This window comes from Thiomicrospira microaerophila, assembly GCF_023278225.1.
GTDB classification, from domain to species: domain Bacteria; phylum Pseudomonadota; class Gammaproteobacteria; order Thiomicrospirales; family Thiomicrospiraceae; genus Thiomicrospira; species Thiomicrospira microaerophila_A.
In genome coordinates, this window is record NZ_CP070959.1 from 2,082,023 (window position 1) to 2,103,980 (window position 21,958).

The window sequence follows — 21,958 nt, forward strand, 5'->3', positions numbered from 1 at the left end:
ATTCAAATTTAAAACTAATTACACTTCACTTTCTTCAGTTTCAAAGAGTCTATCATCGATGACGGGCATTTCTTCCAAAATCTCATCATCAATATGGTCTTCAGCACCGGATTTAATGAATGCTTTTAGCTCATCATCAATAATATCTGTAGCACGTTTTCTTGCCTGATGATATGCAAAACCAGTGCCAGCTGGGATCAGACGACCAACAATCACGTTTTCTTTTAAGCCCACAAGGGTATCGCGCTTACCACTTACTGCAGCTTCAGTGAGTACACGAGTTGTTTCTTGGAAAGAAGCAGCCGAGATAAAGGATTCGGTGGCAAGCGATGCTTTGGTAATACCCAGCAATACACGATCATAGCTTGCTTCAACCTTACCTTCTGCACGCATTTTTTCGTTTAACTCTAAAACGCGTGCATATTCAGTTTGCTCACCTTTGATTAATCCTGTATCGCCCGCAGACTTAACCTCTACCTTTCTAAGCATCTGACGAATAATCGCTTCAATATGCTTATCGTTAATGCGGACACCTTGTAATCGATAAACATCCTGCACCTCGTCTACAATATATTCAGCCAAGCGCTCAACACCTAATAAACGCAATATATCATGTGCATTTGAATTACCTTCAACAATAATATCGCCACGCTCTACACGCTCGCCTTCGAAAACGTTTACACTTCGCCATTTTGGTATTAGTGATTCATACTGCTCACCAGAGTCCTGCGTGATGATTAAACGCTGCTTACCCTTGGTCTCTTTTCCAAATGAAATTACACCGCTTACTTCAGCCATAATTGCAGGTTCTTTAGGTTGGCGAGCTTCAAACAAATCAGCAACCCTTGGAAGACCACCAGTAATATCTTTTGTTTTTGAAGATTCCTGCGGAATGCGAGCCAATACGTCACCCGCCCCAACCGTTACCATTGACTGCACTAAAACAATTGAGTTTTCAGGCAGATAATAAATAGCCGGAGTTTGTGTACCTGTAAAACAAATACTTTCACCCGCATTGTCAACCAAACGAATGTAAGGACGCGCGTCCTTAACTGATGATGAACGCTCTTTCGCACTCTTAACTACACGAGTTACCAGGCCTGTTAATTCATCAATTTTCTCTTCCACGGTACCATCAAAATTACCAAACTCAACTTGACCGCTCACCTCAGTAATAACAGGGTGAGTATGAGGATCCCAGGTAGCAATCACATGACCAGAGGCCAGTTTCTCGCCTTCCAACACTTCAAGTGATGCCCCATAAGGTATTTTATATCGTTCTTTTTCGCGGCCAGATGCATCTAATATAGTTACCTCACCGGAGCGTGTAGTAACCATAACTTTATTTTCTGAGTTTTTTACGGTCTTAAGATTATGATATTTAACCGTACCCTCGTGCTTAACTTCTACCTGGCTTTGTGCTGCAGTTTTAGATGCGGTACCCCCAATATGGAATGTACGCATAGTTAACTGTGTTCCGGGCTCACCGATTGATTGCGCTGCCATAACGCCGACTGCTTCACCCATGTTAACAAGGTGACCACGGGCTAGGTCACGGCCATAGCACTTCTGACAAACACCAAACTTGGTTTCGCATGTAATTGTTGAACGAACCTTAACCCTGTCTATACCATGCTCATCAATCAGACTAACTAATTGCTCATCTAACAAGGTATCTTTGGTAACCAAAACATTACCGTTAATATCAATAATATCTTCACTAATGACACGACCCAAAATACGTTCACGTAAAGACTCAATAACATCACCACCCTCTACGTGCGCAGTCATTTCAACACCGGCATCAGTACCGCAATCGTGCTCCGTTACAACCACGTCTTGAGCCACATCAACCAAGCGACGAGTTAAGTAACCCGAGTTTGCTGTTTTCAAAGCCGTATCAGCCAAACCTTTTCGAGCACCATGGGTAGAAATAAAGTATTGAAGAACGTTCAAACCTTCACGGAAGTTAGCAGTAATAGGTGTTTCAATAATTGAACCATCCGGCTTAGCCATAAGACCACGCATACCACCTAACTGTCGCATCTGGGCAACTGACCCACGCGCACCGGAGTCAGCCATCATATAGATCGAGTTAAACGAGGTTTCTTTTACCTGATTACCCTGAGCATCTACTACCTGGTCAAACTGCAACTCTTCCATCATGGCTTTTGTAACCAATTCATTGGTATGTGACCAAATATCAACAACCTTATTGTAGCGTTCACCCTCAGTAACTAAGCCTTGAGCGTATTGCATTTGAATCTCTTTAACCTGGTCATCTGCCCGCTCTAGAATGCCTGCTTTTTCATCTGGAATCAACATATCATCAGAACAGAATGACAATCCTGCCATTGTGGACCACTTAAATCCCGCATACATCAGTTGGTCAGCAAAAATAACGGTTTCTTTAGGACCAAGAACACGGTAGCAGGTATTTAAAACCTTACTGATATTCTTTTTAGTCAGGTTTAGGTTAATTAAATCAAAAGACAAGCCTCTTGGTAAAATACGGCTGAGTAATGCCCTTCCTACTGTTGTATCAACAATACGAGTAGCAACATGCTCTTTATCACCATCAATAATGGTCTCTTCAATCTTTAACTTAATTTTAGTATGCAGGTGAACAACCTTAGCCTCTTGAGCACGAGCTACCTCTTGCCAATTGGAAAACGCCTTACCTTCACCAATTGCATTAATCTTTTCACGTGTGATGTAATACAGACCTAAAACAACGTCTTGTGATGGCACAATAATGGGCTCACCGTTAGCAGGTGACAACAAATTGTTAGTTGACATCATTAAAGTTCGCGCTTCAAGCTGCGCTTCAAGCGATAAAGGGACGTGGACAGCCATTTGATCACCGTCAAAATCAGCATTAAACGCAGAACAAACTAATGGATGCAGGTTTATCGCTTTACCTTCAATCAAAACTGGCTCAAACGCCTGGATACCGAGCCTATGCAAGGTAGGTGCACGGTTAAGCAGTACAGGATGCTCACGAATTACTTCATCAAGAACATCCCAAACCTCCGGCAAACTTTGCTCAACCATCTTCTTCGCAGCTTTAATCGTAGGTGCAGAACCACGCTTTTGTAACTTACTGAATATAAAAGGCTTAAACAACTCTAAAGCCATTTTTTTAGGCAAACCACACTGATGCAACTTAAGTGTTGGACCAACAACAATAACAGAACGACCTGAGTAGTCCACACGCTTACCTAGCAGGTTTTGACGGAAACGACCTTGTTTCCCCTTGATCATATCGGCAAGTGATTTCAGTTGGCGTTTATTTGTACCCGTAACAGCTCGACCACGACGACCGTTATCAAGTAACGAATCTACCGATTCTTGCAGCATACGTTTTTCATTACGAACAATAATATCAGGTGCCATTAAATCAAGCAGTCGCTTCAATCGGTTGTTACGGTTAATAACACGACGATACAGATCATTTAAATCTGAAGTAGCAAAACGACCACCATCTAGTGGAACTAATGGGCGCAATTCAGGAGGCAGTACAGGTAAAACTTCAAGAACCATCCACTCAGGCTTATTACCTGAACTTAAGAAAGACTCAATCAACTTCAATCTCTTAGAAACTTTCTTCTGCTTAGTTTCAGAAGTTGTACTTTCAACCTCTTCACGCAACTTTACTGCTTCTTCAACCAGGTTAATTGACTGAAGCATACGTTTAATCGCTTCCGCACCCATCTGAGCTTCAAATTCATCGCCATATTCATCAAGCGCATCAAGATACTCTTCCTCAGTTAACAACTGCCAAGGCTCAAGTGGTGTTAGACCAGGGTCTACCACCATAAATGCTTCAAAATACAGTACCGCTTCAATTTCTTTAAGTGTCATATCCAGCATTAAGCCAATACGACTCGGCAAAGACTTCAAAAACCAAATATGCGCAACGGGAGTTGCAAGATCAATATGCCCCATACGCTCACGACGTACTTTAGACTGGGTTACCTCAACACCACATTTTTCACAAATAACTCCACGATGCTTTAGGCGTTTATACTTTCCGCATAAACATTCATAGTCGCGAATCGGTCCGAAAATTTTGGCACAAAACAAGCCATCACGCTCAGGCTTGAAGGTACGATAATTAATGGTTTCAGGCTTTTTAACTTCACCATAGGACCATGAGCGGATCTTCTCCGGAGAAGCAAGCGATACTTTTATAGCATCAAATTCACTAGAAACGTTTTGTTTTTTTAAAAAACCGAGTAAATCTTTCATTAATCTTGCTCCAACTCAATATCAATACCCAATGCACGAATTTCTTTACGTAGCACACTAAAGGACTCTGGCATACCAGGCTCCATGTATTCATTACCATCTACAATATTTTTGTACATCCGTGTACGACCATTTAGATCGTCAGACTTAACGGTTAACATTTCTTGAAGCGTAAATGCAGCTCCATACGCTTCCAATGCCCAAACTTCCATCTCTCCAAAACGTTGCCCACCGAATTGTGCTTTACCACCAAGTGGCTGCTGAGTAACAAGACTATAAGGACCTGTTGAGCGTGCATGCATCTTATCGTCAACCAAATGATTAAGCTTGAGCATATACATATAGCCAACTGTCACAGTTCGGTCAAATTCATCTCCCGTTCTACCATCGAACAAACGCATTTGACCAGATTCTGGTAAATCGGCTAATCGTAGCAATGACTTAATTTCCGCCTCATTAGCACCATCAAATACAGGAGTCGCCATAGGCACACCTTTGCGGAGATTTTTAGCTAATTCAATTATTTCGTCATCATTAAAAGTCGACAAATCTACCGACTGCCCTTGAGTTTCGTTATAAACCTTATGCAAAAACCCACGAACTTCACTCAAATCTGACTCACGCTTCAACATAGCATCAATTTTCTGACCCAATCCCCATGCGGCCAAACCTAGATGTGTTTCCAATATCTGCCCAACGTTCATACGTGATGGAACACCTAAAGGATTGAGACAAATATCTACAGGGCGGCCTGTTTCATCAAATGGCATATCTTCAACCGGACAAATTCTGGAAATAACCCCTTTGTTACCATGTCTCCCTGCCATCTTGTCACCAGGCTGAATTCGACGCTTGATTGCAACATAAACCTTCACCATCTTTGAAACGCCTGGTGCAAGGTCGTCACCCTGTGTCAACTTTTTACGTTTTTCTTCAAAAAGTTCATTTAACTCTTTACGCTTTGATGTTAGCTGGTCTTCCAATAATTCGAACTGACGAACCAGCTCTTCGTTATCAACATTTAGACCCAACCATTTCTTTTTATCAACCTTTGATAAATAACCCGCATCTATTTGCGTACCATCCTTCAGCTTTTGACCATCTAAAAGTGATGCCACACGATCATAAACGTCTTTTTCCAAAATACGATACTGCTCATCAATATCTTTTCTTACTTTAGATAACTCATCTTCTTGAATATCTAAAGCTCGAGCATCTTTTTTAACACCTTCACGGGTAAAGACTTGTACATCAATGACTGTACCTTCAATGCCCTTTGAAACGCGCAATGATGAATCTTTCACATCGGAGGCTTTTTCACCGAAAATGGCGCGAAGAAGCTTTTCCTCTGGAGTTAACTGTGTTTCACCTTTTGGCGTAACCTTACCAACCAGGATATCACCCTGCTTAACTTCAGCACCAATATAAACGATACCGCTCTCATCCAAACGAGATAATGCTGATTCGCCAACGTTGGGAATATCTGCTGTAATTTCTTCTGGACCTAGTTTTGTGTCACGTGCCAAACAAGTAAACTCTTCAATGTGTATCGTTGTATAACGATCCTCTTGAACTACACGTTCAGAAACCAAGATGGAATCCTCAAAGTTATACCCATTCCAAGGCATAAACGCTACGCGCATATTTTGACCCAAAGCTAACTCACCTAGATCGGTTGATGGGCCATCCGCTAAAACATCACCGCGAGATACAACATCACCAGAGTTTACAATTGGCTTTTGATTAATACATGTATTTTGGTTAGATCGTTGATACTTGATTAAGTTATAAATATCAACACCTGTCTCACCCTCAACGATCTCATCATCATTAACACGAACTACAATTCGTGAAGCATCTGATGACACAACAACACCACCACGCTCTGCAACCACGGTTACACCCGAATCGATTGCTACCGTTTTCTCAATTCCTGTTCCAACCAAGGGCTTGTCAGCACGCAATGTTGGTACAGCTTGACGTTGCATGTTAGAACCCATCAAAGCACGGTTAGCATCATCATGCTCAAGGAATGGAATCAAAGCCGCAGCAACTGAAACAATCTGCTTGGGTGAAACATCCATCAAATTTATATCTTTAGAAGATGACAAGGTAAATTCATTCTGATGTCTTGCAGAAATCAAATCGTCAACAAACTCACCCTTGTCATTTAGCTTAGCACTTGCCTGTGCAATGACGAACTGTGCTTCATCAATCGCAGAGACATAGATCACTTCGTCGGTAACACGGCCATCAACCACCTTTCTATAAGGTGTTTCGAGAAAACCATATTCATTCGTTTTAGCATAAACCGCTAATGAATTAATTAGACCAATGTTTGGACCCTCAGGCGTTTCAATAGGACATACACGACCATAATGAGTAGGGTGAACGTCACGGACTTCAAAGCCTGCACGCTCCCTGGTAAGCCCTCCTGGCCCTAAAGCTGAAACGCGACGTTTGTGCGTTACTTCAGACAGCGGATTTACCTGATCCATAAACTGCGACAATTGGCTTGAACCAAAAAACTCTTTGATTGCAGCTGATACCGGCTTAGCATTGATAAGATCCTGGGGCATTAAGCCCTCACTTTCAGCATTATTTAGGCGCTCTTTAACAGCACGCTCAACCCGAACCAAACCTACTCGGAAAGCATTTTCTGCCATTTCACCTACTGCACGAATTCTTCGGTTTCCTAAAGTATCAATATCATCAACAGTACTTTCGCCATTACGAATCTTTATTAACTCAGAAATAACATCAACAACGTCTTGTTTTTCTAAAACTAAACTACCCGTGTTATCATCCCGACCGAGACGCCTGTTAAGCTTCATTCGACCAACCGATGACAAGTCATAACGCTCAACCTCAAAGAACAAACCATTAAACAATGCTTCCGAGGAGTCTTTTGTAGGTGGCTCGCCTGGTCGCATCATACGATAGATTTCGATTTGAGCTTCAAGCTGAGTAGTTGTTGAATCTAAATTTAACGTATCGGAAATATACGGACCATGAAGCAACTCATCAATATATAAAACATTAAACTCAATCTTATCAAGACCTTGAATTTTGGTTATTAACTCCTGTGTCAACATAGTATTGGCAAGAGCAATCAATTCACCTGAACTCTGGTCTATCAGATTTTTAGCGAGTGTTTTCCCAAGCAAATAGTTATCAGGAATATTAAAATACTTGACACCAGCTTCTTGAATTTGCTTGATTGTTCTTGCTGTTACACGAGAACCCTCTTCAGCAAAAACTTCACCCTTATGCATCAAAACAAAAGGAGCTGGCTGTCCTTTGAACTGCTCAGCATTAAAAGCAATACTAAACTGACCTTTTGCAAACTTAACCGAGGTGTTTTCAAAAAATACATCAAGAATTTGCTCGTTATCATAGCCCATTGCACGTAACAATACCGATACAGGCAATTTACGTCTACGATCTATCCTTGTAAACAAGCAGTCATTGTGATCAAATTCAAAATCTAACCAAGAACCACGATACGGAATAATTCGAGCATTGAATAAAATTTTACCTGAAGAATGAGATTTACCCTTGTCATTATCAAAAATAACACCCGGTGAACGATGAAGTTGGGTAACAATAACGCGTTCAGTACCATTAATAACGAAGGTACCGTTGTCTGTCATTAAAGGCATATCGCCCAAATATACTTCTTGCTCTTTTATGTCTTTAACAGGACGATTGCCTACTGGTGCATCCTTATCATAGATCACTAAACGCATCTTAACCCGTAAAGGCGCTGCATAAGTTACACCACGCTGCTTACACTCCTTAACATCAAACTCTGGCTGCCCTAGATGATAACTTACATAGTCAAGATCAGCAGTTCCAGCAACTCCTTTTATAGGAAAAACAGAACTAAAAGCCGCATGTAAACCAACCGGAGCTCTTTCTAGAGGCTTTTTATCTCTTTGAATAAAATCATGGTAAGAACCTTTCTGTAAAGAAAGTAGGTAGGGCACATCTAACATAGATGGATTTGTAGCAAAATCTTTACGAACGCGCTTCTTTTCGGTTAAAGAGTAGGTCATTGAATACCTCGACAAGAACTAAATAAATGAATAAATAGAGATTTCTATTTAAATGTATAAAACTGTAGTATCAACCAAATGAATATCACACTTTTACACACTACCAAAAACAAGAAAAGGCCGGCACCTAAATGCCAGCCATTTCATACTGCTTAAGCAGCAAAAACCAAATAATTATTTGATTTCAGCTTGACCACCAGCTTCTTCAACTTGCTTCTTAACAGATTCTGCTTCTTCTTTAGAAACACCTTCTTTAAGAACAGTTGGAACGTTTTCAACCGCATCTTTCGCTTCTTTCAAGCCTAAGCCTGTAATACCACGAACGGCTTTGATTGCACCAACTTTGTTAGCGCCAGCAGCAGTCAAGATTACGTCAAATTCAGTTTTCTCTTCAACTGCTTCTGCAGCAGCAGCTGGACCTGCAACAGCCATAGCTGCAGCAGATACACCAAACTTTTCTTCCATTGCAGAAATTAACTCTACAACTTCCATTACAGTCATATTAGCAACTGCATCTAAAATATCATTTTGTGAAATAGCCATGTTTTAAATCTCCTAAAAATTATGTGGGTTGAAAATTATGCTGCTTCTGACTCTTTCTGCTCTTTAAGAGCGGCCATGGTACGAGCCAATTTCTCAACTGGTGCTTTCATCACATACATTAACTTGCCAATAGCTTCATCGTATGTCGGTAGAGCTGCGATTGCATCCAATTGATTGACATCTAATGCGCCAGAACCAATTGATAATGCTTTTACGACAAATGCATCGTTCTGCTTTTTGAAATCTTTAGCTACACGAGCAGCTGCTGACAATTCATTGGTTGAGAAAGCCAGTACAACTGGACCCACCAACGTGTCAGTTAAATCTTCAAAAGGTGTACCTGCCAACGCTTTACGCGCCAGGGTATTTTTAACAACACGAACTACAACATCATTTTCGCGTGCTTTAGAACGAAGATTAGTCATTTGCTCAACAGTCAAACCACGATACTCTGCGACTACCATTGCAACAGTTTTAGCCATTAAAGCTGAAACTTCTTCAACGACAAGCTTCTTATCTTCTAGCCTAAGTGCCATTCTAACCTCCTTAAAACCTACCAAAGGTAGGCCTCTCATCTACGTAGGCATCGGATGAAATTAAGAACATTATTCAACATGCTCACCTACGGTCTGCGATGGGCACTCACTAGTTAGGAGACCCATAACGCAAATCTTAATATAGAAAAATATTAAGATTAAATTGACGACTGATCTACTTTTAAGCCAGGGCCCATAGTGCTAGATACAGTCAACTTCTTCATATAAACACCCTTAGCTGCTGAAGGCTTAGCCTTATTTAAGTCTTCCAACAAAGCAGCCAAGTTTTCTTTTAACTTCTCACTATCAAATGATGACTTACCGATAGGTGCATGGATAATTCCACCCTTATCAACACGGTAACGAACCTGACCAGCTTTAGCGTTATTAATAGCACCAACAACATCAGGCGTAACAGTACCCGTTTTCGGGTTTGGCATTAAACCACGTGGACCTAGAACTTGACCCAACATACCAACAACACGCATTGCATCAGGGCTGGCAACTACAACATCAAAATCCATCATGCCTTTCTTGATTTCATCCGCAAGGTCTTCCATACCCACAAAATCAGCACCGGCAGCCTTTGCAGCCGCTTGATTTGCTTCACCAGTAAACACGGCCACTCGAATATTTTTACCCAAACCATTTGGAAGGACCGTTGCACCACGGACAACTTGGTCAGATTTACGTGGATCAACACCTAGTTTTACAGAAACCTCGATCGTCTCATCAAATTTTGCAACTGCAAGCTCTTTAAGTAAATCAAGAGCAGCAATTAATTCATAGCTAGAGTCTTTATTAACACGCTCAGCAATCATTTTTTGTTTTTTAGTTAGCTTTGCCATTTTATTATCCCTCTACCGTTAAGCCCATGCTACGTGCTGAACCTTCAATTGTTTTGATCGCAGACTCTAAATCGTTAGCATTCAAATCAGGCATCTTTGTAGTAGCAATTTCTTCGATTTGAGCACGAGTAACCTTGCCAACCTTGTTCAAGTTTGGCACAGCACTACCACTCTTAATGCCCGCTGCCTTTTTAAGTAACACTGCAGCTGGAGGCGTTTTGGTAATAAAGGTAAAACTCTTATCACTGTAAACGGTAATAACAACCGGAAGGGGTAGCCCCTTCTCAACATTTGCTGTTTGGGCATTAAAAGCCTTACAGAATTCCATGATATTAACACCACGTTGACCTAAAGCAGGACCAACGGGTGGACTTGGGTTTGCAGCACCTGCAGGAATCTGCAGCTTGATATAACCTGCGATTTTCTTCGCCATTTTTATCTCCTTTGGGTTTTAACGCTTTTCAGCTCCCCGATTAAAAAAATCAGCTTTTCACAACTTGAGAAAACTCTAACTCCACTGGAGTAGAGCGACCAAATATCAAAACTGAAACTTGCAACCTATTCTTATCGTAATCAACACCCTCAACAACCGCTTCAAAGTCGGTAAAAGGGCCATCTGTTACACGAACCATTTCACCAGGCTCATAAATAACCTTGGGACGTGGTTTATCAACATTTTCTTCAACACGCTGTAGAATGCGCTCAACTTCTTTCTTACTTATTGGTGCTGGTTTATCGCTTGTACCACCAATAAAACCAAGTACGTTTGGAACACTTTTGACCAAGTGCCAAGTCGATTCATCTAAATCCATTTCAATCAAAACATAGCCGGGGAAAAACTTGCGTTCACTTGTGCGCTTTTTGCCATCGCGAATTTCCACAACCTCTTCCGAGGGCACAAGTATCTGTCCAAAACTATCTTCAAGGGCTGCTCTTTCTGCATACTCTTGAATTAAGTTCTTTACCTTGTTCTCATACCCAGAATAAGCATGCACTACATACCATCTTTTAGCCACACTAACCTCCCTGCCCTGTAAGCAACTTCACTGCCCACAAGAAAAACATATCGATTAACCATAGAAAGATTCCAACTAAAATAACTGCTATAACGACAATCAATGTTGTTTGCGCAGTTTCCTTTCTTGTTGGCCATACAACTTGGCGAACTTCTTTCTTAGTATGTACTAAATAACGGTACCAGCCACCACCCAACTCTGTCGTGTACACAATCCCGATCGCTGCGGCAACACCCACCAAAACAACCAATACCCTTACAACAGCATGCAGATGAGAGAATTGGTAATACGCAACTATTGAAGCAACAAGAAGAATCACTGCTGCAATTAACTTAGCGGTATCTAATGGACTTTTTGACTCTTGCACTTCTGTTTTTTTATTCATAAGTTTGTCAATACAATTAAAAAAACGACCCGCATCTACAGATGCAGATCGTTAAAGAATATGGCAGGGGTAGAGAGACTCGAACTCCCAACCTTCGGATTTGGAATCCGCGGCTCTACCAATTGGAGCTATACCCCTGAATTTTACGAAAAAGGGACTATAACAGCCCCTTTAAAGATTTGCAAGATTTTTTAATTTAAAATCTTAGAAACAACACCTGCACCCACAGTACGACCACCTTCACGAATCGCAAAACGCAAACCTTCGTCCATTGCGATTGGGTTGATTAGGGTGATAGTCATTTGAATGTTGTCACCTGGCATAACCATTTCAACACCTGATGGTAATTCGCATGCACCGGTTACGTCTGTTGTACGGAAGTAGAACTGTGGACGGTAGCCGTTGAAGAATGGGGTATGACGACCACCTTCTTCTTTTGACAATACGTATACTTCACCTTCAAACTGGGTATGTGGCTTGATTTTACCTACATGGCTTAATACTTGTCCACGTTCAACGTCTTCACGTTTGGTTCCACGTAGCAATACACCTACGTTATCGCCTGCCTCACCTTGATCTAGTAACTTACGGAACATTTCAACACCGGTTACGGTGGTGCTGACAGTATCACGAATACCTACGATCTCAATGGTGTCACCTACTTTCACGATACCTGTTTCGATACGACCGGTTACTACTGTTCCACGACCTTGGATTGAGAATACATCTTCAACCGGCATTAGGAATGGCTTGTCAGTATCACGCTGTGGCTCTGGAATATAGGTATCTAGTGCTTCGATTAGACGACCAATCGCTGGCTCTCCAATTTCAGACTGGTCACCTTCGATTGCTTTTAGCGCTGAGCCTTTGATTACCGGAGTGTCATCACCTGGGAAATCGTAGTCTGAAAGCAATTCACGCACTTCCATTTCTACTAGCTCTAACAATTCTTCGTCATCAACCATATCGGCTTTGTTTAGGAATACAACGATGTAAGGTACACCTACTTGACGAGATAATAGGATGTGCTCACGCGTTTGTGGCATGGGGCCATCCGCCGCTGAACATACTAGGATAGCGCCGTCCATCTGCGCCGCACCGGTGATCATGTTTTTAACATAGTCAGCGTGCCCTGGGCAATCTACGTGTGCGTAGTGACGTGAATCCGACTCATACTCTACGTGCGCCGTAGAGATGGTAATTCCACGCGCTTTTTCTTCTGGCGCGTTGTCGATTTGGTCATAGGCTTTAACTTCGCCACCAAACTTTTTACCTTGGACAATGGTTAGTGCCGCTGTCAATGTAGTTTTTCCATGGTCAACGTGACCAATTGTGCCTACGTTTACATGGGGCTTGTTACGTTCAAACTTAGCTTTTGCCATGATGAAACCCTTCTGACATAATACAATGACTGGCTAACCAGCCTTAATAAATGGAGCTCTCAACCAGAATCGAACTGGTGACCTCTTCCTTACCATGGAAGCGCTCTACCGACTGAGCTATGAGAGCATTGCATGGAGCGGGTGATGAGAATCGAACTCACGTCATCGGCTTGGAAGGCCGAGGTAATAACCACTATACGACACCCGCGAATTTGGTGGAGGGTGGTGGATTCGAACCACCGAAGGCTGAGCCAGCAGATTTACAGTCTGCCCCCTTTGGCCGCTCGGGAAACCCTCCAAATGTGGGGCGTATTCTACCTGTTTATTTCTAGCTGTCAACTTGGTTTTTTAATTTATTGAAAAAAAAATCATTTCAACGTAACCTGTTTGCTATTGCTATGTTACTGGAGCTTTATGCTAATGGACTTTGATCGCCTTCATATTTGGCACCCATACAACTCGCTTCCCTCTCTCCATACTCAACTAGAGGTTGAATCTGCTAATCACTGCTTAATAAAACTTCGCGATGGGCGTGAGCTGATTGATGCCATGTCTTCTTGGTGGTCTGCTATACATGGTTACAATCATCCTGTTATTAATGCTGCAGCCAAATCCCAAATTGACCAACTGTCACACATTATGTTTGGTGGCTTCACCCATCAACCTGCGATTGAACTGGCTGAACTTTTAATTTCAATCAGCCCTAAGGGCTTAGATAAAATTTTCTTTGCGGACTCCGGCTCCATTTCAGTTGAGGTTGCACTCAAAGTTAGCCTGCAATATTGGAAAAGCCGGAATCAGCCTGAAAAATCAAAATTCTTGGCACTTAAGCATGCCTACCATGGAGATAGCTTTGGTGCGATGTCGGTATGTGACCCAGACGAAGGAATGCATAGTTTATTCAAAGACAACATCATGCAAAATGTCTTTGCGCCCTCACCAGGCCTGGCTAAAAATATGTCTAATTGCTTGATTGAACTCGAAGCGCTTTTTATCAAACACCAGCATCAGTTGGCGGCGTTTATCTTAGAACCCCTGGTTCAAGGCGCAGGCGGTATGTTGTTTTATCCAGCCGAATATTTGATAAAAGCCCGTGAACTCTGTAATCGCTACCAAGTTCTTTTGATCGCTGATGAAATCGCAACCGGATTTGGCCGAACCGGTAAACTGTTTGCCTGTGAATGGGCCAACATCTCCCCCGATATTATGTGTGTTGGCAAGGGTTTAACTGGTGGCTATATGACCTTAGCGGCAATGCTATGCACCGAACATATTAGTCAAACTATTTCACAGGCGCAACCAGGCCTGCTCATGCACGGCCCCACCTTTATGGGCAATCCCTTGGCCTGCAAAATCGCCTATACCAGTACGAGACTTTTACTCGACTCGCCTTGGCAACAACGCGTTAGACACATCGAACAAACCCTGAAACATCACTTCACGACACTGAAAAACCTTGAAGGCATTAAAGACGTAAGAGTCTTAGGGGCTATTGGCGTGATTGAACTTGAACAAGATGGCATTGGGCAAGACATACAACAAATTGCATTAAAAAAAGGGGTGTGGCTGCGTCCATTTGGCCGCATTATCTATACTATGCCGGCCTACTCCATCAAGCCGGACCAATTAGAAACCCTAGCAAAGGTGATCGTGGAAGCGGTTACACTGGGCTTGCAAAGCAGCGCAAACCCAGACGAGACGCTAGTCAATCAGTTTGTCTAAATAGCCGGGTAAGGCAAAACAGGCTTGATGGAGTTTTGGCGTATAGTAGCGCGTACTCAACTTGGCTTCGTTAAAACGTTGCGTTAACTTTCCAAGCTCCGATTCACTTAAGGTGTCGTTTTGACTTGCCCAGGCAAAGGTCATAATACCCCCCACATAGGTCGGAACGGCGGCGGTATAAAAACCGCGCTGTTTGAAAAGTGGCGCCAAACGTTGTGCGGTATTTTTCACCTCATCCCGCTGCAAGAAACTGACCCCATTCTGTGCAACAAACACCCCACCAGGGTTAATACACTGTGCAATGCCTTGATAAAAGCGTGAAGTAAACAAAACTTCACCCGGCCCTACCGGATCGGTGGAATCAGAAATTACCACATCAAAACGCACGTCGGTTTGATTAACAAACTCAACCCCGTCCGCAATCACCAAATTTAAGCGTGGATCCTCAAACGCACCTTGAGAATGATGGGGTAAATAGGTTTTACACATTTCCACCACCTGCGCATCAATCTCAACCATTGTGACATGGGTTACAGAGCGATGCTTCAACACTTCACGCAGAATGCCGCCATCTCCGCCGCCAATAATCAATACGGACTTAGGTTCAGGATGTGAAAATAAAGGCACATGGGTCAGCATCTCATGATAAATAAATTCATCTCTCTCAGTGGTTTGAATCACGCCATCGAGCGCCATCACTGTGCCCCATTGCGCATTACGAAATATCACCAGGTGTTGATGTTCGGTTTTGCTTTCAAACAAGACCTCATCCATCACAAATGACTGACCCCAACTTGGGTGAAGGGTTTCTAAATAACGTAACTCACTCACCCGCGACTTCCCCACGTAAAATGGTTTCGACATTTACACCGGAAGGAGTAAACGCCGCTTTCAATACTTCAATCGCTTTCTCGGGCTGCGCATCACCGCACATGAAAACATCAAACGCAGCAAAATCGCGCTCCGGCCAAGAATGTACGCTGATATGCGATTCAGCCAATACCGCCACACCGGAAATCCCGCCATTCGGCGTAAAGTGATGAAGGTGAATATGCAACAAGGTTGCCCCGGCCTTTTCAACCGCTTCGCGCAGGGTATTTTCCATTAAATCGAGTTCATCTAAACGCTTAGCACCCCACAAATCGATAATCAGGTGTGTACCTGCATATTCCTTCCCGTCACGGACAATAAAATGATCTTGCGTTAGATCTTCCACTGCCTGATCATGCGTTGGCCAACCTGACTCAATCACGGTTGTTTTTTCGATGATTTCAAAATGTTCGTTACCGGTTTTTAGAATATTTTCAGGCATTTGTGGCCCACCTTCCTGTTTATTAAGAGTTAAAAAAAGACGCGATTATCGCTATTCTCCCTAGAATTGCAAGTGATTTAATCCACTGTAACAATTTCAAAGTCGTGTGTAACCTGTGCAGACTGCTCCAGCATCTTGGATACCGAGCAGTATTTTTCAGAAGATAAGTTGACGGCACGCGCGACTTTTGCCTCATTAAGATCGCGCCCTGAGACAATATAATGCACATGAATTTTGGTATAAACTTTAGGAATAGAATCGGCACGCTCGGCACTGACTTCGATATGACAATCGGTTACCGCTTGGTTGCTTTTATTCAACATTGTAATCACATCAACAGCAGTACAACCACCCAAGCCTAGCAACACCATTTCCATTGGGCGAGGGCCGAGATTCTGACCGCCGATATCGGGTGGGCCGTCCATCACCACCGCATGTCCTGATGCGGTTTGCCCGACTAAACAGAGGTTATCCAACCATTTAACACGTGCAATTGTATCCATGTTTTTCTCCTCAAAACAACCAGGCCTGGTTATCGTGAGATGAACCAGGCCTGGTTATAATATTCATTAATTAAATAGATTTTGTAGTGCTTCACCGGGTTCGGTCGCGCGCATAAACGCCTCACCGACTAAAAAGCTATTCACCTGATGCGCACGCATTAGCGCCACATCATCAACGGATAAAATACCACTTTCAGTAACGATGATTCTGTCTTCCGGAATCTGCGCCAATAAATCCAGCGTGGTTTGCAAACTAACGTCAAAGGTATGAAGATTGCGATTATTAATCCCAATCAATGGCAAAGGAATCTTTAACGCGCGCTCAAGCTCCTTACCATCATGTACCTCAATCAATACATCCATGCCCAGCGATTGTGCCAACTCAGTCAACTCAGCCATCGCCAGATCACTCAAGGAGGCCGCAATCAATAAAATACAGTCTGCACCAATGGCTCTTGCCTGATAAACTTGATAAGGATCGATAATAAAGTCTTTACGAATCACCGGTAAATGGGTTGCCGCGCGTGCTTGCTGCAAATAACTCATTGACCCCTGAAAAAAATCGACATCAGTCAACACTGACAGACACGCTGCACCATGCGCCTGATAAGACTGTGCAATCGCGACCGGATCAAACGGATCACGTAGAATGCCTTTGCTTGGCGAGGCTTTTTTTATTTCAGCAATCACCGCCGATTGCCCAACCGCCAATTTAGCACGCATCGCCGCGACAAACCCTCGTGGTGCATCCGCCGCCGCCGCCGCCTGTTGTTGCATCGCGGCTAATGAAACCTGTGTCTTATCCGCTTGAATTTCTTCGCGTTTACGTGCATTTATTTTATTAAGAATCGTTGGAGTCGTCATTAAATCGCCTGCGTAAACTGGATAAATTCATCAAACTTCTTCGAGGCCAGCCCCTGTGCAATCGTTTGACGCGCCAACATCACCCCTGCGGCATAATCATCAGCCAGGCCTGAAACATACAACGCCGCCCCCGCATTCAAACAAATAATATCGCGCGCAGCGCCATCACTATTGTGTAACGCGGCACGTATTAAATTTAGGCTTTCAACCGATGACTGTACCACCAACTCCTGCAAACTCGGATGATCCAAATCATAGTCTTGCGGGTTAAGCGTCCACTGCGTGATTTCACCGTCTTTGAGTTCTGCCACCTGAGTCAGGCTCGAAACCGAAATCTCATCCAGACCATCCTCGGCATGCACTACCATCACGTGCTTAGAACCGAGTTTTTGTAACACCTGAGCAAAAGGCAACAACAAGGCCGCATCATACACACCCAGCACCTGATAAGGCGCATTTGCCGGATTGGTCAGCGGGCCTAGCAGATTAAAAATAGTGCGCACACCGAGGGCTTTGCGTGCACCAATCACATGCTTCATCGCGCCATGATGGGCAGGCGCAAACATAAATCCAACCCCGACCTGCTCGACGCAGGCCGCGACTTGATTGGCCGTAAGGTTAAGATTGACGCCTGCGGTTTCAAGCAGATCCGCGCTACCTGATTTACTCGAAACCGAACGATTACCGTGCTTCGCGACCTTCGCTCCGGCGGCGGCAGCAACAAATGCGGTCGCGGTCGAAACATTAAAAATATTTGCGCCATCTCCACCCGTTCCGCAGGTATCAACCAAATGCGCCATACCTTCCAGCTCTACCTTGGTTGATAACTGGCGCATCACCTTCGCGGCGGCGGTAATTTCATCAATCGTCTCGCCCTTCATGCGCAAAGCAATCAATAAAGCGCCTATCTGGGCGTCATTTGCTTGACCGGACATCAACTGGGTCATCAGCGATTGCATGTCGGCTTGAGACAAGTCCTTTCGGGCTAATAACTGGTTTAAAGCATCTGATAATTCCATGCGTTCCTCGCTTTATGGCTTCGCGGCGACAGACGACTGCAAAAAGTTTCTCAACATCGCATGCCCCTGTTCAGTCAGAATCGATTCTGGGTGAAACTGCACCCCCTCAATCGGTAAGGTTTTGTGGCGAACCCCCATAATTTCATCGAGTTCGCCTGCTGCGGTTTGCGTCCAAGCCGTCACTTCTAAACAATCCGGTAAACTGGCTTGTTCGATCACCAACGAGTGATAACGTGTAGTTTCTACCGGATTCGGCAAATGGGCAAACATCCCGACATCCTTATGGTACACCGGTGAGGTTTTGCCGTGCATCACCTGCTTGGCGCGAACAATCTTGCCACCAAAGGCTTGACCAATAGATTGATGCCCCAAACAAACGCCCAAAATCGGCAACTTACCTGCAAAATAATGAATCGCATCAATCGAAATACCGGCTTCATTTGGTGTACAAGGACCAGGTGAAATCACTAAATAATCAGGCTTAAGTTGCTCAATCTGTTCCAAACTTACCTGATCATTGCGATACACCACCACTTCTTGACCTAGCTCACCAAAATACTGCACGAGGTTATAGGTAAATGAATCATAGTTATCTATCATTAACAGCATGTCAGGCTACCTATTCTTTTGTTTGCGGATTGTCTGTCCGCAAGCCTTGACTAACAAATTGCGCCGCACGGAAAATGGCACGCCCCTTATTCATGGTTTCATCCCATTCACTTTGCGCTACCGAATCCGCCACAATCCCCGCACCGGCTTGAACAAACAAGCGCCCACCTTTAATTACTGCAGTACGAATAGCAATCGCGGTATCCATATTGCCATGCCAACCAACATAACCTACCGCGCCGGCATAAACACCGCGCTTAACCGGTTCGAGCTCATCGATAATTTCCATCGCTCGAATTTTAGGCGCACCGGACACAGTGCCCGCAGGAAAGGTGGCGCGCAACACTTCTAACGGCGTCAGGCCTGGTTGTAATTGACCATCCACATTTGACACAATATGCATTACATGTGAATAACGCTCGACAATCATTTTCTCAGTTAACTTGACCGAGCCGACCTGAGCAATGCGCCCGACATCATTACGGCCTAAATCAATCAGCATCAAATGTTCGGCCAGTTCTTTTGGATCCGCTAATAAATCCTGCTCCAATACCAAATCTGCCGCCGCATCCAGTCCGCGGCGACGCGTACCGGCAATCGGTCTCACCGTCACCAAGTCATCTTCTAGCCGTACCAAAATTTCCGGTGACGAGCCGACCACTTGAAAGTCGTCAAGATCCAAATAAAACATATAGGGTGAAGGATTAAGATAACGCAACGCCCGATACAAATCCATCGCAGACTGGGTGTAGTCAACCGACATTTGCTGTGACAACACCACCTGCATCGCATCGCCGGCGAGAATGTATTGTTTTACTTTATCAACCGCTTGCTTAAAACGTTCCTCACCAAAACTCGACACAAAATCAGCTTCGGTGGGCATAAAATCCGCAGGTGTACTCAACGGCTTTTCAAGCGGCTGATCGAGTTTCGCTAATAGCTGAGCAATCCGCTGTTCCGCAAGCTGATAGGCATTGGCCACCGATAAGTCCGCCTGCACAATGACATGCACCTGACCGCTCAGGTTATCAAACACCACCAATTCTTTTGACAGCATTAATAAAATATCAGGTGCCCCAATATCATCACGCGGCGGCGTTGACTTCGCTAATCTCGGCTCAACATAACGAATCGTGTCATAACCAAAATACCCGACCAATCCGCCACAGAACTTGGGCAAACTGCTGTCCTCCAAAACCTTAAACTGAGCCTGATAAGCCTCAATCCAAGCCAATGGATCACTAGCAACTTGATGTTCAACCAACTCACCCTGCTGATACACCTTAACCTGCTGGCCTTCAACGCGTATCTGGGTCTCACAAGGTAAACCTATAATAGAATAGCGACCCCATTTATCGCCGCCTTGAACCGATTCAAATAAATAGGAATAGGGTTGATTAGCCAACTTGGTGTACACAGACAGCGGCGTTTCAAAATCCGCCAATAAGGTGCGCATCACCGGCGCATGGCTATAGCCTTCAAGGGCAAGTTGATCAAAATGGGCTTGATTCATCGGTTAATTCGTTTCCAAATAATTCACAAGTTCGCTCATCGAATCCATCACTACATCCGGCTGATAGTGCCGAATGTCTTCGCCATGGTTATAGCCATAAGTCATACAAAAAACATGAAAACCAGCGGCACGCGCGGCTTTGACATCACTTTTTGAATCACCGATCATCAAAGCGTTATCCGGCGACACATTCATCAGCGATGCCGCATGTAACAAAGGCATCGGGTGCGGTTTTTTCTCCGCACAAGTGTCACCACTGACGACAAACTCAAAGTAATCACGCAAGCCCTTGTCTTGTAACAAAGGTAGAGTAAACGCTTCGGCCTTATTCGTCACACAACTTAAACGATAACCCTGCGCCAACATCCACTCCAAGCCTTCAACCACCCCCGCATACACATGACTGCGTTGTGAATAATTATGCTTGTAAAGTTCTAAAAAAACCGGATAGGCTTGGGCAAACAGCGTTTCATCCGGCTCGCCGTCAACCGCATTGATTAACGCGCGGCGCACTAAACGCTCCACGCCATTACCCACCCAATCACGCACGGCCACTTCACCGCGTAACGGCATAGATAATTGCGCCATCATTTCATCAACGCAATAAGCCAAATCCGGCACGCTATCAATCAGCGTACCGTCTAGGTCAATCAATACCAGGCCTGGTTTAATTTTTTGAGTCATAACTTACGCTTTTGCCAGTTCTTCACGCATTTGTTTGATAATCGTGTCATAACGATTTGCGTCCGAGGCATTCGCCTTACCAAAAATACCTGAACCCGAAACAAAAGTATCACACCCGGCTGCCGCGACTTCGGCAATATTTTCGGCTTTCACGCCGCCATCAATTTCCAAACGAATATCACGTCCACTGGCATCGATTAACTGACGTGCGGCACGCAATTTATCCAGCGCATGCGGAATAAATGCCTGACCGCCAAAACCTGGGTTAACCGACATAATCAAGATCATATCGATTTTATCCATCACATGCTCAAGGTAACTTAAAGAGGTCGCTGGGTTAAACACCAGACCTGCTTTACAGCCTGCGCCTTTAATTAACTGAAGGCTACGGTCAATATGTTCTGATGCTTCAGGATGGAAAGTAATATAGTCTGCACCCGCATTGGCGAAGTCACCGATCACGCGATCAACCGGCTTAACCATTAAATGCACATCAATCGGAGCGGTTAAGCTTTCACGCACCATATAGTTTTTTAACGACTCACAGACCAATGGGCCAATGGTTAGGTTCGGTACATAATGATTATCCATCACATCAAAATGAACGACATCTGCGCCTGCATTCAATACATCCTTAACGTCTTTACCTAACTGCGCAAAATCCGCTGATAAAATTGAAGGGGCGATCCAGTTTTGTTGCTTAGCCATGCTCT

General features: G+C 43.9%; 19 protein-coding genes and 4 tRNA genes. 1 reads left to right on the forward strand and 22 read right to left on the reverse strand.

The window, feature by feature from the left end:
* Positions 1-18 precede the first annotated feature (18 nt).
* The 13 genes from rpoC to JX580_RS10190 all read right to left on the reverse strand — a co-directional run bounded on the left by rpoC (position 19) and on the right by JX580_RS10190 (position 13,317).
* Positions 19-4,251, reverse strand: a complete 4,233-nt coding sequence (rpoC, locus tag JX580_RS10130) for a DNA-directed RNA polymerase subunit beta' (RefSeq protein ID WP_248850424.1) — start codon at positions 4,249-4,251, stop codon at positions 19-21.
* Positions 4,251-8,309, reverse strand: a complete 4,059-nt coding sequence (gene rpoB, locus JX580_RS10135) for a DNA-directed RNA polymerase subunit beta (RefSeq protein ID WP_248850425.1) — start codon at positions 8,307-8,309, stop codon at positions 4,251-4,253. Before rpoB ends, rpoC begins: the two co-directional genes overlap by 1 nt.
* Positions 8,310-8,483: 174 nt before the next feature.
* Positions 8,484-8,852 carry a 50S ribosomal protein L7/L12 gene (rplL, locus tag JX580_RS10140; protein WP_248850426.1) on the reverse strand — a complete coding sequence of 123 codons (369 nt, stop codon included), beginning with the start codon at positions 8,850-8,852 and terminating at the stop codon, positions 8,484-8,486.
* 35 nt (positions 8,853-8,887) lie between these two features.
* Positions 8,888-9,388 carry a 50S ribosomal protein L10 gene (rplJ, locus tag JX580_RS10145; protein WP_248850427.1) on the reverse strand — a complete coding sequence of 167 codons (501 nt, stop codon included), beginning with the start codon at positions 9,386-9,388 and terminating at the stop codon, positions 8,888-8,890.
* 158 nt (positions 9,389-9,546) lie between these two features.
* The gene (gene rplA, locus JX580_RS10150; protein WP_248850428.1) at positions 9,547-10,236 is read right to left on the reverse strand and encodes a 50S ribosomal protein L1; all 690 of its coding nucleotides are present in this window, start codon (positions 10,234-10,236) and stop codon (positions 9,547-9,549) included.
* 4 nt (positions 10,237-10,240) lie between these two features.
* Positions 10,241-10,669: a 50S ribosomal protein L11 gene (gene rplK, locus JX580_RS10155; RefSeq protein WP_248850429.1), complete on the reverse strand. Its 429-nt coding sequence runs from the start codon at positions 10,667-10,669 to the stop codon at positions 10,241-10,243.
* 49 nt (positions 10,670-10,718) lie between these two features.
* Positions 10,719-11,252 (reverse strand): transcription termination/antitermination protein NusG, encoded by a 534-nt coding sequence (gene nusG / locus JX580_RS10160; protein WP_248850430.1) that lies wholly within the window; start codon positions 11,250-11,252, stop codon positions 10,719-10,721.
* A 1-nt stretch (position 11,253) separates the two neighbouring features.
* Positions 11,254-11,637, reverse strand: coding sequence for a preprotein translocase subunit SecE (secE, locus tag JX580_RS10165; protein WP_248850431.1), 384 nt, complete (start codon positions 11,635-11,637; stop codon positions 11,254-11,256).
* A gap of 61 nt (positions 11,638-11,698) precedes the next feature.
* Positions 11,699-11,775, reverse strand: a tRNA-Trp gene (locus JX580_RS10170).
* Positions 11,776-11,828: 53 nt separating this feature from the next.
* Positions 11,829-13,019 (reverse strand): elongation factor Tu, encoded by a 1,191-nt coding sequence (gene tuf / locus JX580_RS10175; protein ID WP_248850432.1) that lies wholly within the window; start codon positions 13,017-13,019, stop codon positions 11,829-11,831.
* Positions 13,020-13,070: 51 nt separating this feature from the next.
* A tRNA-Thr gene (locus JX580_RS10180) sits at positions 13,071-13,146 on the reverse strand.
* A gap of 6 nt (positions 13,147-13,152) precedes the next feature.
* Positions 13,153-13,227: transfer RNA gene (locus tag JX580_RS10185), tRNA-Gly, on the reverse strand.
* Between the two features lie 5 nt (positions 13,228-13,232).
* Positions 13,233-13,317 (reverse strand) — tRNA-Tyr (locus JX580_RS10190).
* 122 nt (positions 13,318-13,439) lie between these two features.
* Here JX580_RS10190 and bioA point away from each other — a divergent pair.
* On the forward strand, positions 13,440-14,741 hold the full coding sequence (gene bioA / locus JX580_RS10195; protein ID WP_248850433.1) for an adenosylmethionine--8-amino-7-oxononanoate transaminase: 1,302 nt from the start codon (positions 13,440-13,442) through the stop codon (positions 14,739-14,741).
* On the opposite strand, the gene speE is transcribed toward bioA, so the two are convergent.
* The 9 genes from speE to rpe form a co-directional block, all read right to left on the reverse strand.
* Positions 14,721-15,572 carry a polyamine aminopropyltransferase gene (gene speE / locus JX580_RS10200; RefSeq protein WP_248850434.1) on the reverse strand — a complete coding sequence of 284 codons (852 nt, stop codon included), beginning with the start codon at positions 15,570-15,572 and terminating at the stop codon, positions 14,721-14,723. The two genes, bioA and speE, sit on opposite strands and share 21 nt — an antisense overlap.
* Entirely contained in the window at positions 15,565-16,053 is a 489-nt protein-coding gene (gene speD / locus JX580_RS10205) for an adenosylmethionine decarboxylase (RefSeq protein ID WP_248850435.1), read from the reverse strand. The genes speE and speD overlap by 8 nt, the downstream gene beginning before the upstream one ends.
* Positions 16,054-16,130: 77 nt before the next feature.
* Complete coding sequence (locus tag JX580_RS10210; RefSeq protein ID WP_248850436.1) at positions 16,131-16,556, reverse strand: OsmC family protein; 426 nt, start codon at positions 16,554-16,556, stop codon at positions 16,131-16,133.
* A 66-nt stretch (positions 16,557-16,622) separates the two neighbouring features.
* On the reverse strand, positions 16,623-17,420 hold the full coding sequence (gene trpC / locus JX580_RS10215) for an indole-3-glycerol phosphate synthase TrpC (protein WP_248850437.1): 798 nt from the start codon (positions 17,418-17,420) through the stop codon (positions 16,623-16,625).
* A complete protein-coding gene (gene trpD / locus JX580_RS10220) occupies positions 17,420-18,439 on the reverse strand; it encodes an anthranilate phosphoribosyltransferase (RefSeq protein WP_248850438.1) in 1,020 nt (339 codons plus the stop codon). The genes trpC and trpD overlap by 1 nt, the downstream gene beginning before the upstream one ends.
* Positions 18,440-18,451: 12 nt before the next feature.
* Positions 18,452-19,048, reverse strand: coding sequence for an aminodeoxychorismate/anthranilate synthase component II (locus JX580_RS10225; protein WP_248850439.1), 597 nt, complete (start codon positions 19,046-19,048; stop codon positions 18,452-18,454).
* Between the two features lie 10 nt (positions 19,049-19,058).
* Entirely contained in the window at positions 19,059-20,561 is a 1,503-nt protein-coding gene (trpE, locus tag JX580_RS10230; RefSeq protein WP_248850440.1) for an anthranilate synthase component I, read from the reverse strand.
* A 3-nt stretch (positions 20,562-20,564) separates the two neighbouring features.
* A complete protein-coding gene (locus tag JX580_RS10235; RefSeq protein WP_248850441.1) occupies positions 20,565-21,245 on the reverse strand; it encodes a phosphoglycolate phosphatase in 681 nt (226 codons plus the stop codon).
* A gap of 3 nt (positions 21,246-21,248) precedes the next feature.
* A complete protein-coding gene (gene rpe / locus JX580_RS10240; RefSeq protein WP_248850442.1) occupies positions 21,249-21,953 on the reverse strand; it encodes a ribulose-phosphate 3-epimerase in 705 nt (234 codons plus the stop codon).
* Between the last annotated feature and the right edge of the window lie 5 nt (positions 21,954-21,958).

Coding starts and splice junctions, on each gene's coding strand:
- JX580_RS10235 (WP_248850441.1), bottom strand. CDS start 21,245: ATGACTCAAAAAATTAAACCAGGCCTGGTATTGATTGACCTAGACGGT.
- speD (WP_248850435.1), bottom strand. CDS start 16,053: ATGCCTGAAAATATTCTAAAAACCGGTAACGAACATTTTGAAATCATC.
- tuf (WP_248850432.1), bottom strand. CDS start 13,019: ATGGCAAAAGCTAAGTTTGAACGTAACAAGCCCCATGTAAACGTAGGC.
- rpoB (WP_248850425.1), bottom strand. CDS start 8,309: ATGACCTACTCTTTAACCGAAAAGAAGCGCGTTCGTAAAGATTTTGCT.
- rplJ (WP_248850427.1), bottom strand. CDS start 9,388: ATGGCACTTAGGCTAGAAGATAAGAAGCTTGTCGTTGAAGAAGTTTCA.
- secE (WP_248850431.1), bottom strand. CDS start 11,637: ATGAATAAAAAAACAGAAGTGCAAGAGTCAAAAAGTCCATTAGATACC.
- JX580_RS10210 (WP_248850436.1), bottom strand. CDS start 16,556: ATGGATACAATTGCACGTGTTAAATGGTTGGATAACCTCTGTTTAGTC.
- rplA (WP_248850428.1), bottom strand. CDS start 10,236: ATGGCAAAGCTAACTAAAAAACAAAAAATGATTGCTGAGCGTGTTAAT.
- rplK (WP_248850429.1), bottom strand. CDS start 10,669: ATGGCGAAGAAAATCGCAGGTTATATCAAGCTGCAGATTCCTGCAGGT.
- bioA (WP_248850433.1), top strand. CDS start 13,440: ATGGACTTTGATCGCCTTCATATTTGGCACCCATACAACTCGCTTCCC.
- rpe (WP_248850442.1), bottom strand. CDS start 21,953: ATGGCTAAGCAACAAAACTGGATCGCCCCTTCAATTTTATCAGCGGAT.
- trpC (WP_248850437.1), bottom strand. CDS start 17,420: ATGACGACTCCAACGATTCTTAATAAAATAAATGCACGTAAACGCGAA.
- trpE (WP_248850440.1), bottom strand. CDS start 20,561: ATGAATCAAGCCCATTTTGATCAACTTGCCCTTGAAGGCTATAGCCAT.
- rpoC (WP_248850424.1), bottom strand. CDS start 4,251: ATGAAAGATTTACTCGGTTTTTTAAAAAAACAAAACGTTTCTAGTGAA.
- rplL (WP_248850426.1), bottom strand. CDS start 8,852: ATGGCTATTTCACAAAATGATATTTTAGATGCAGTTGCTAATATGACT.
- trpD (WP_248850438.1), bottom strand. CDS start 18,439: ATGGAATTATCAGATGCTTTAAACCAGTTATTAGCCCGAAAGGACTTG.
- JX580_RS10225 (WP_248850439.1), bottom strand. CDS start 19,048: ATGCTGTTAATGATAGATAACTATGATTCATTTACCTATAACCTCGTG.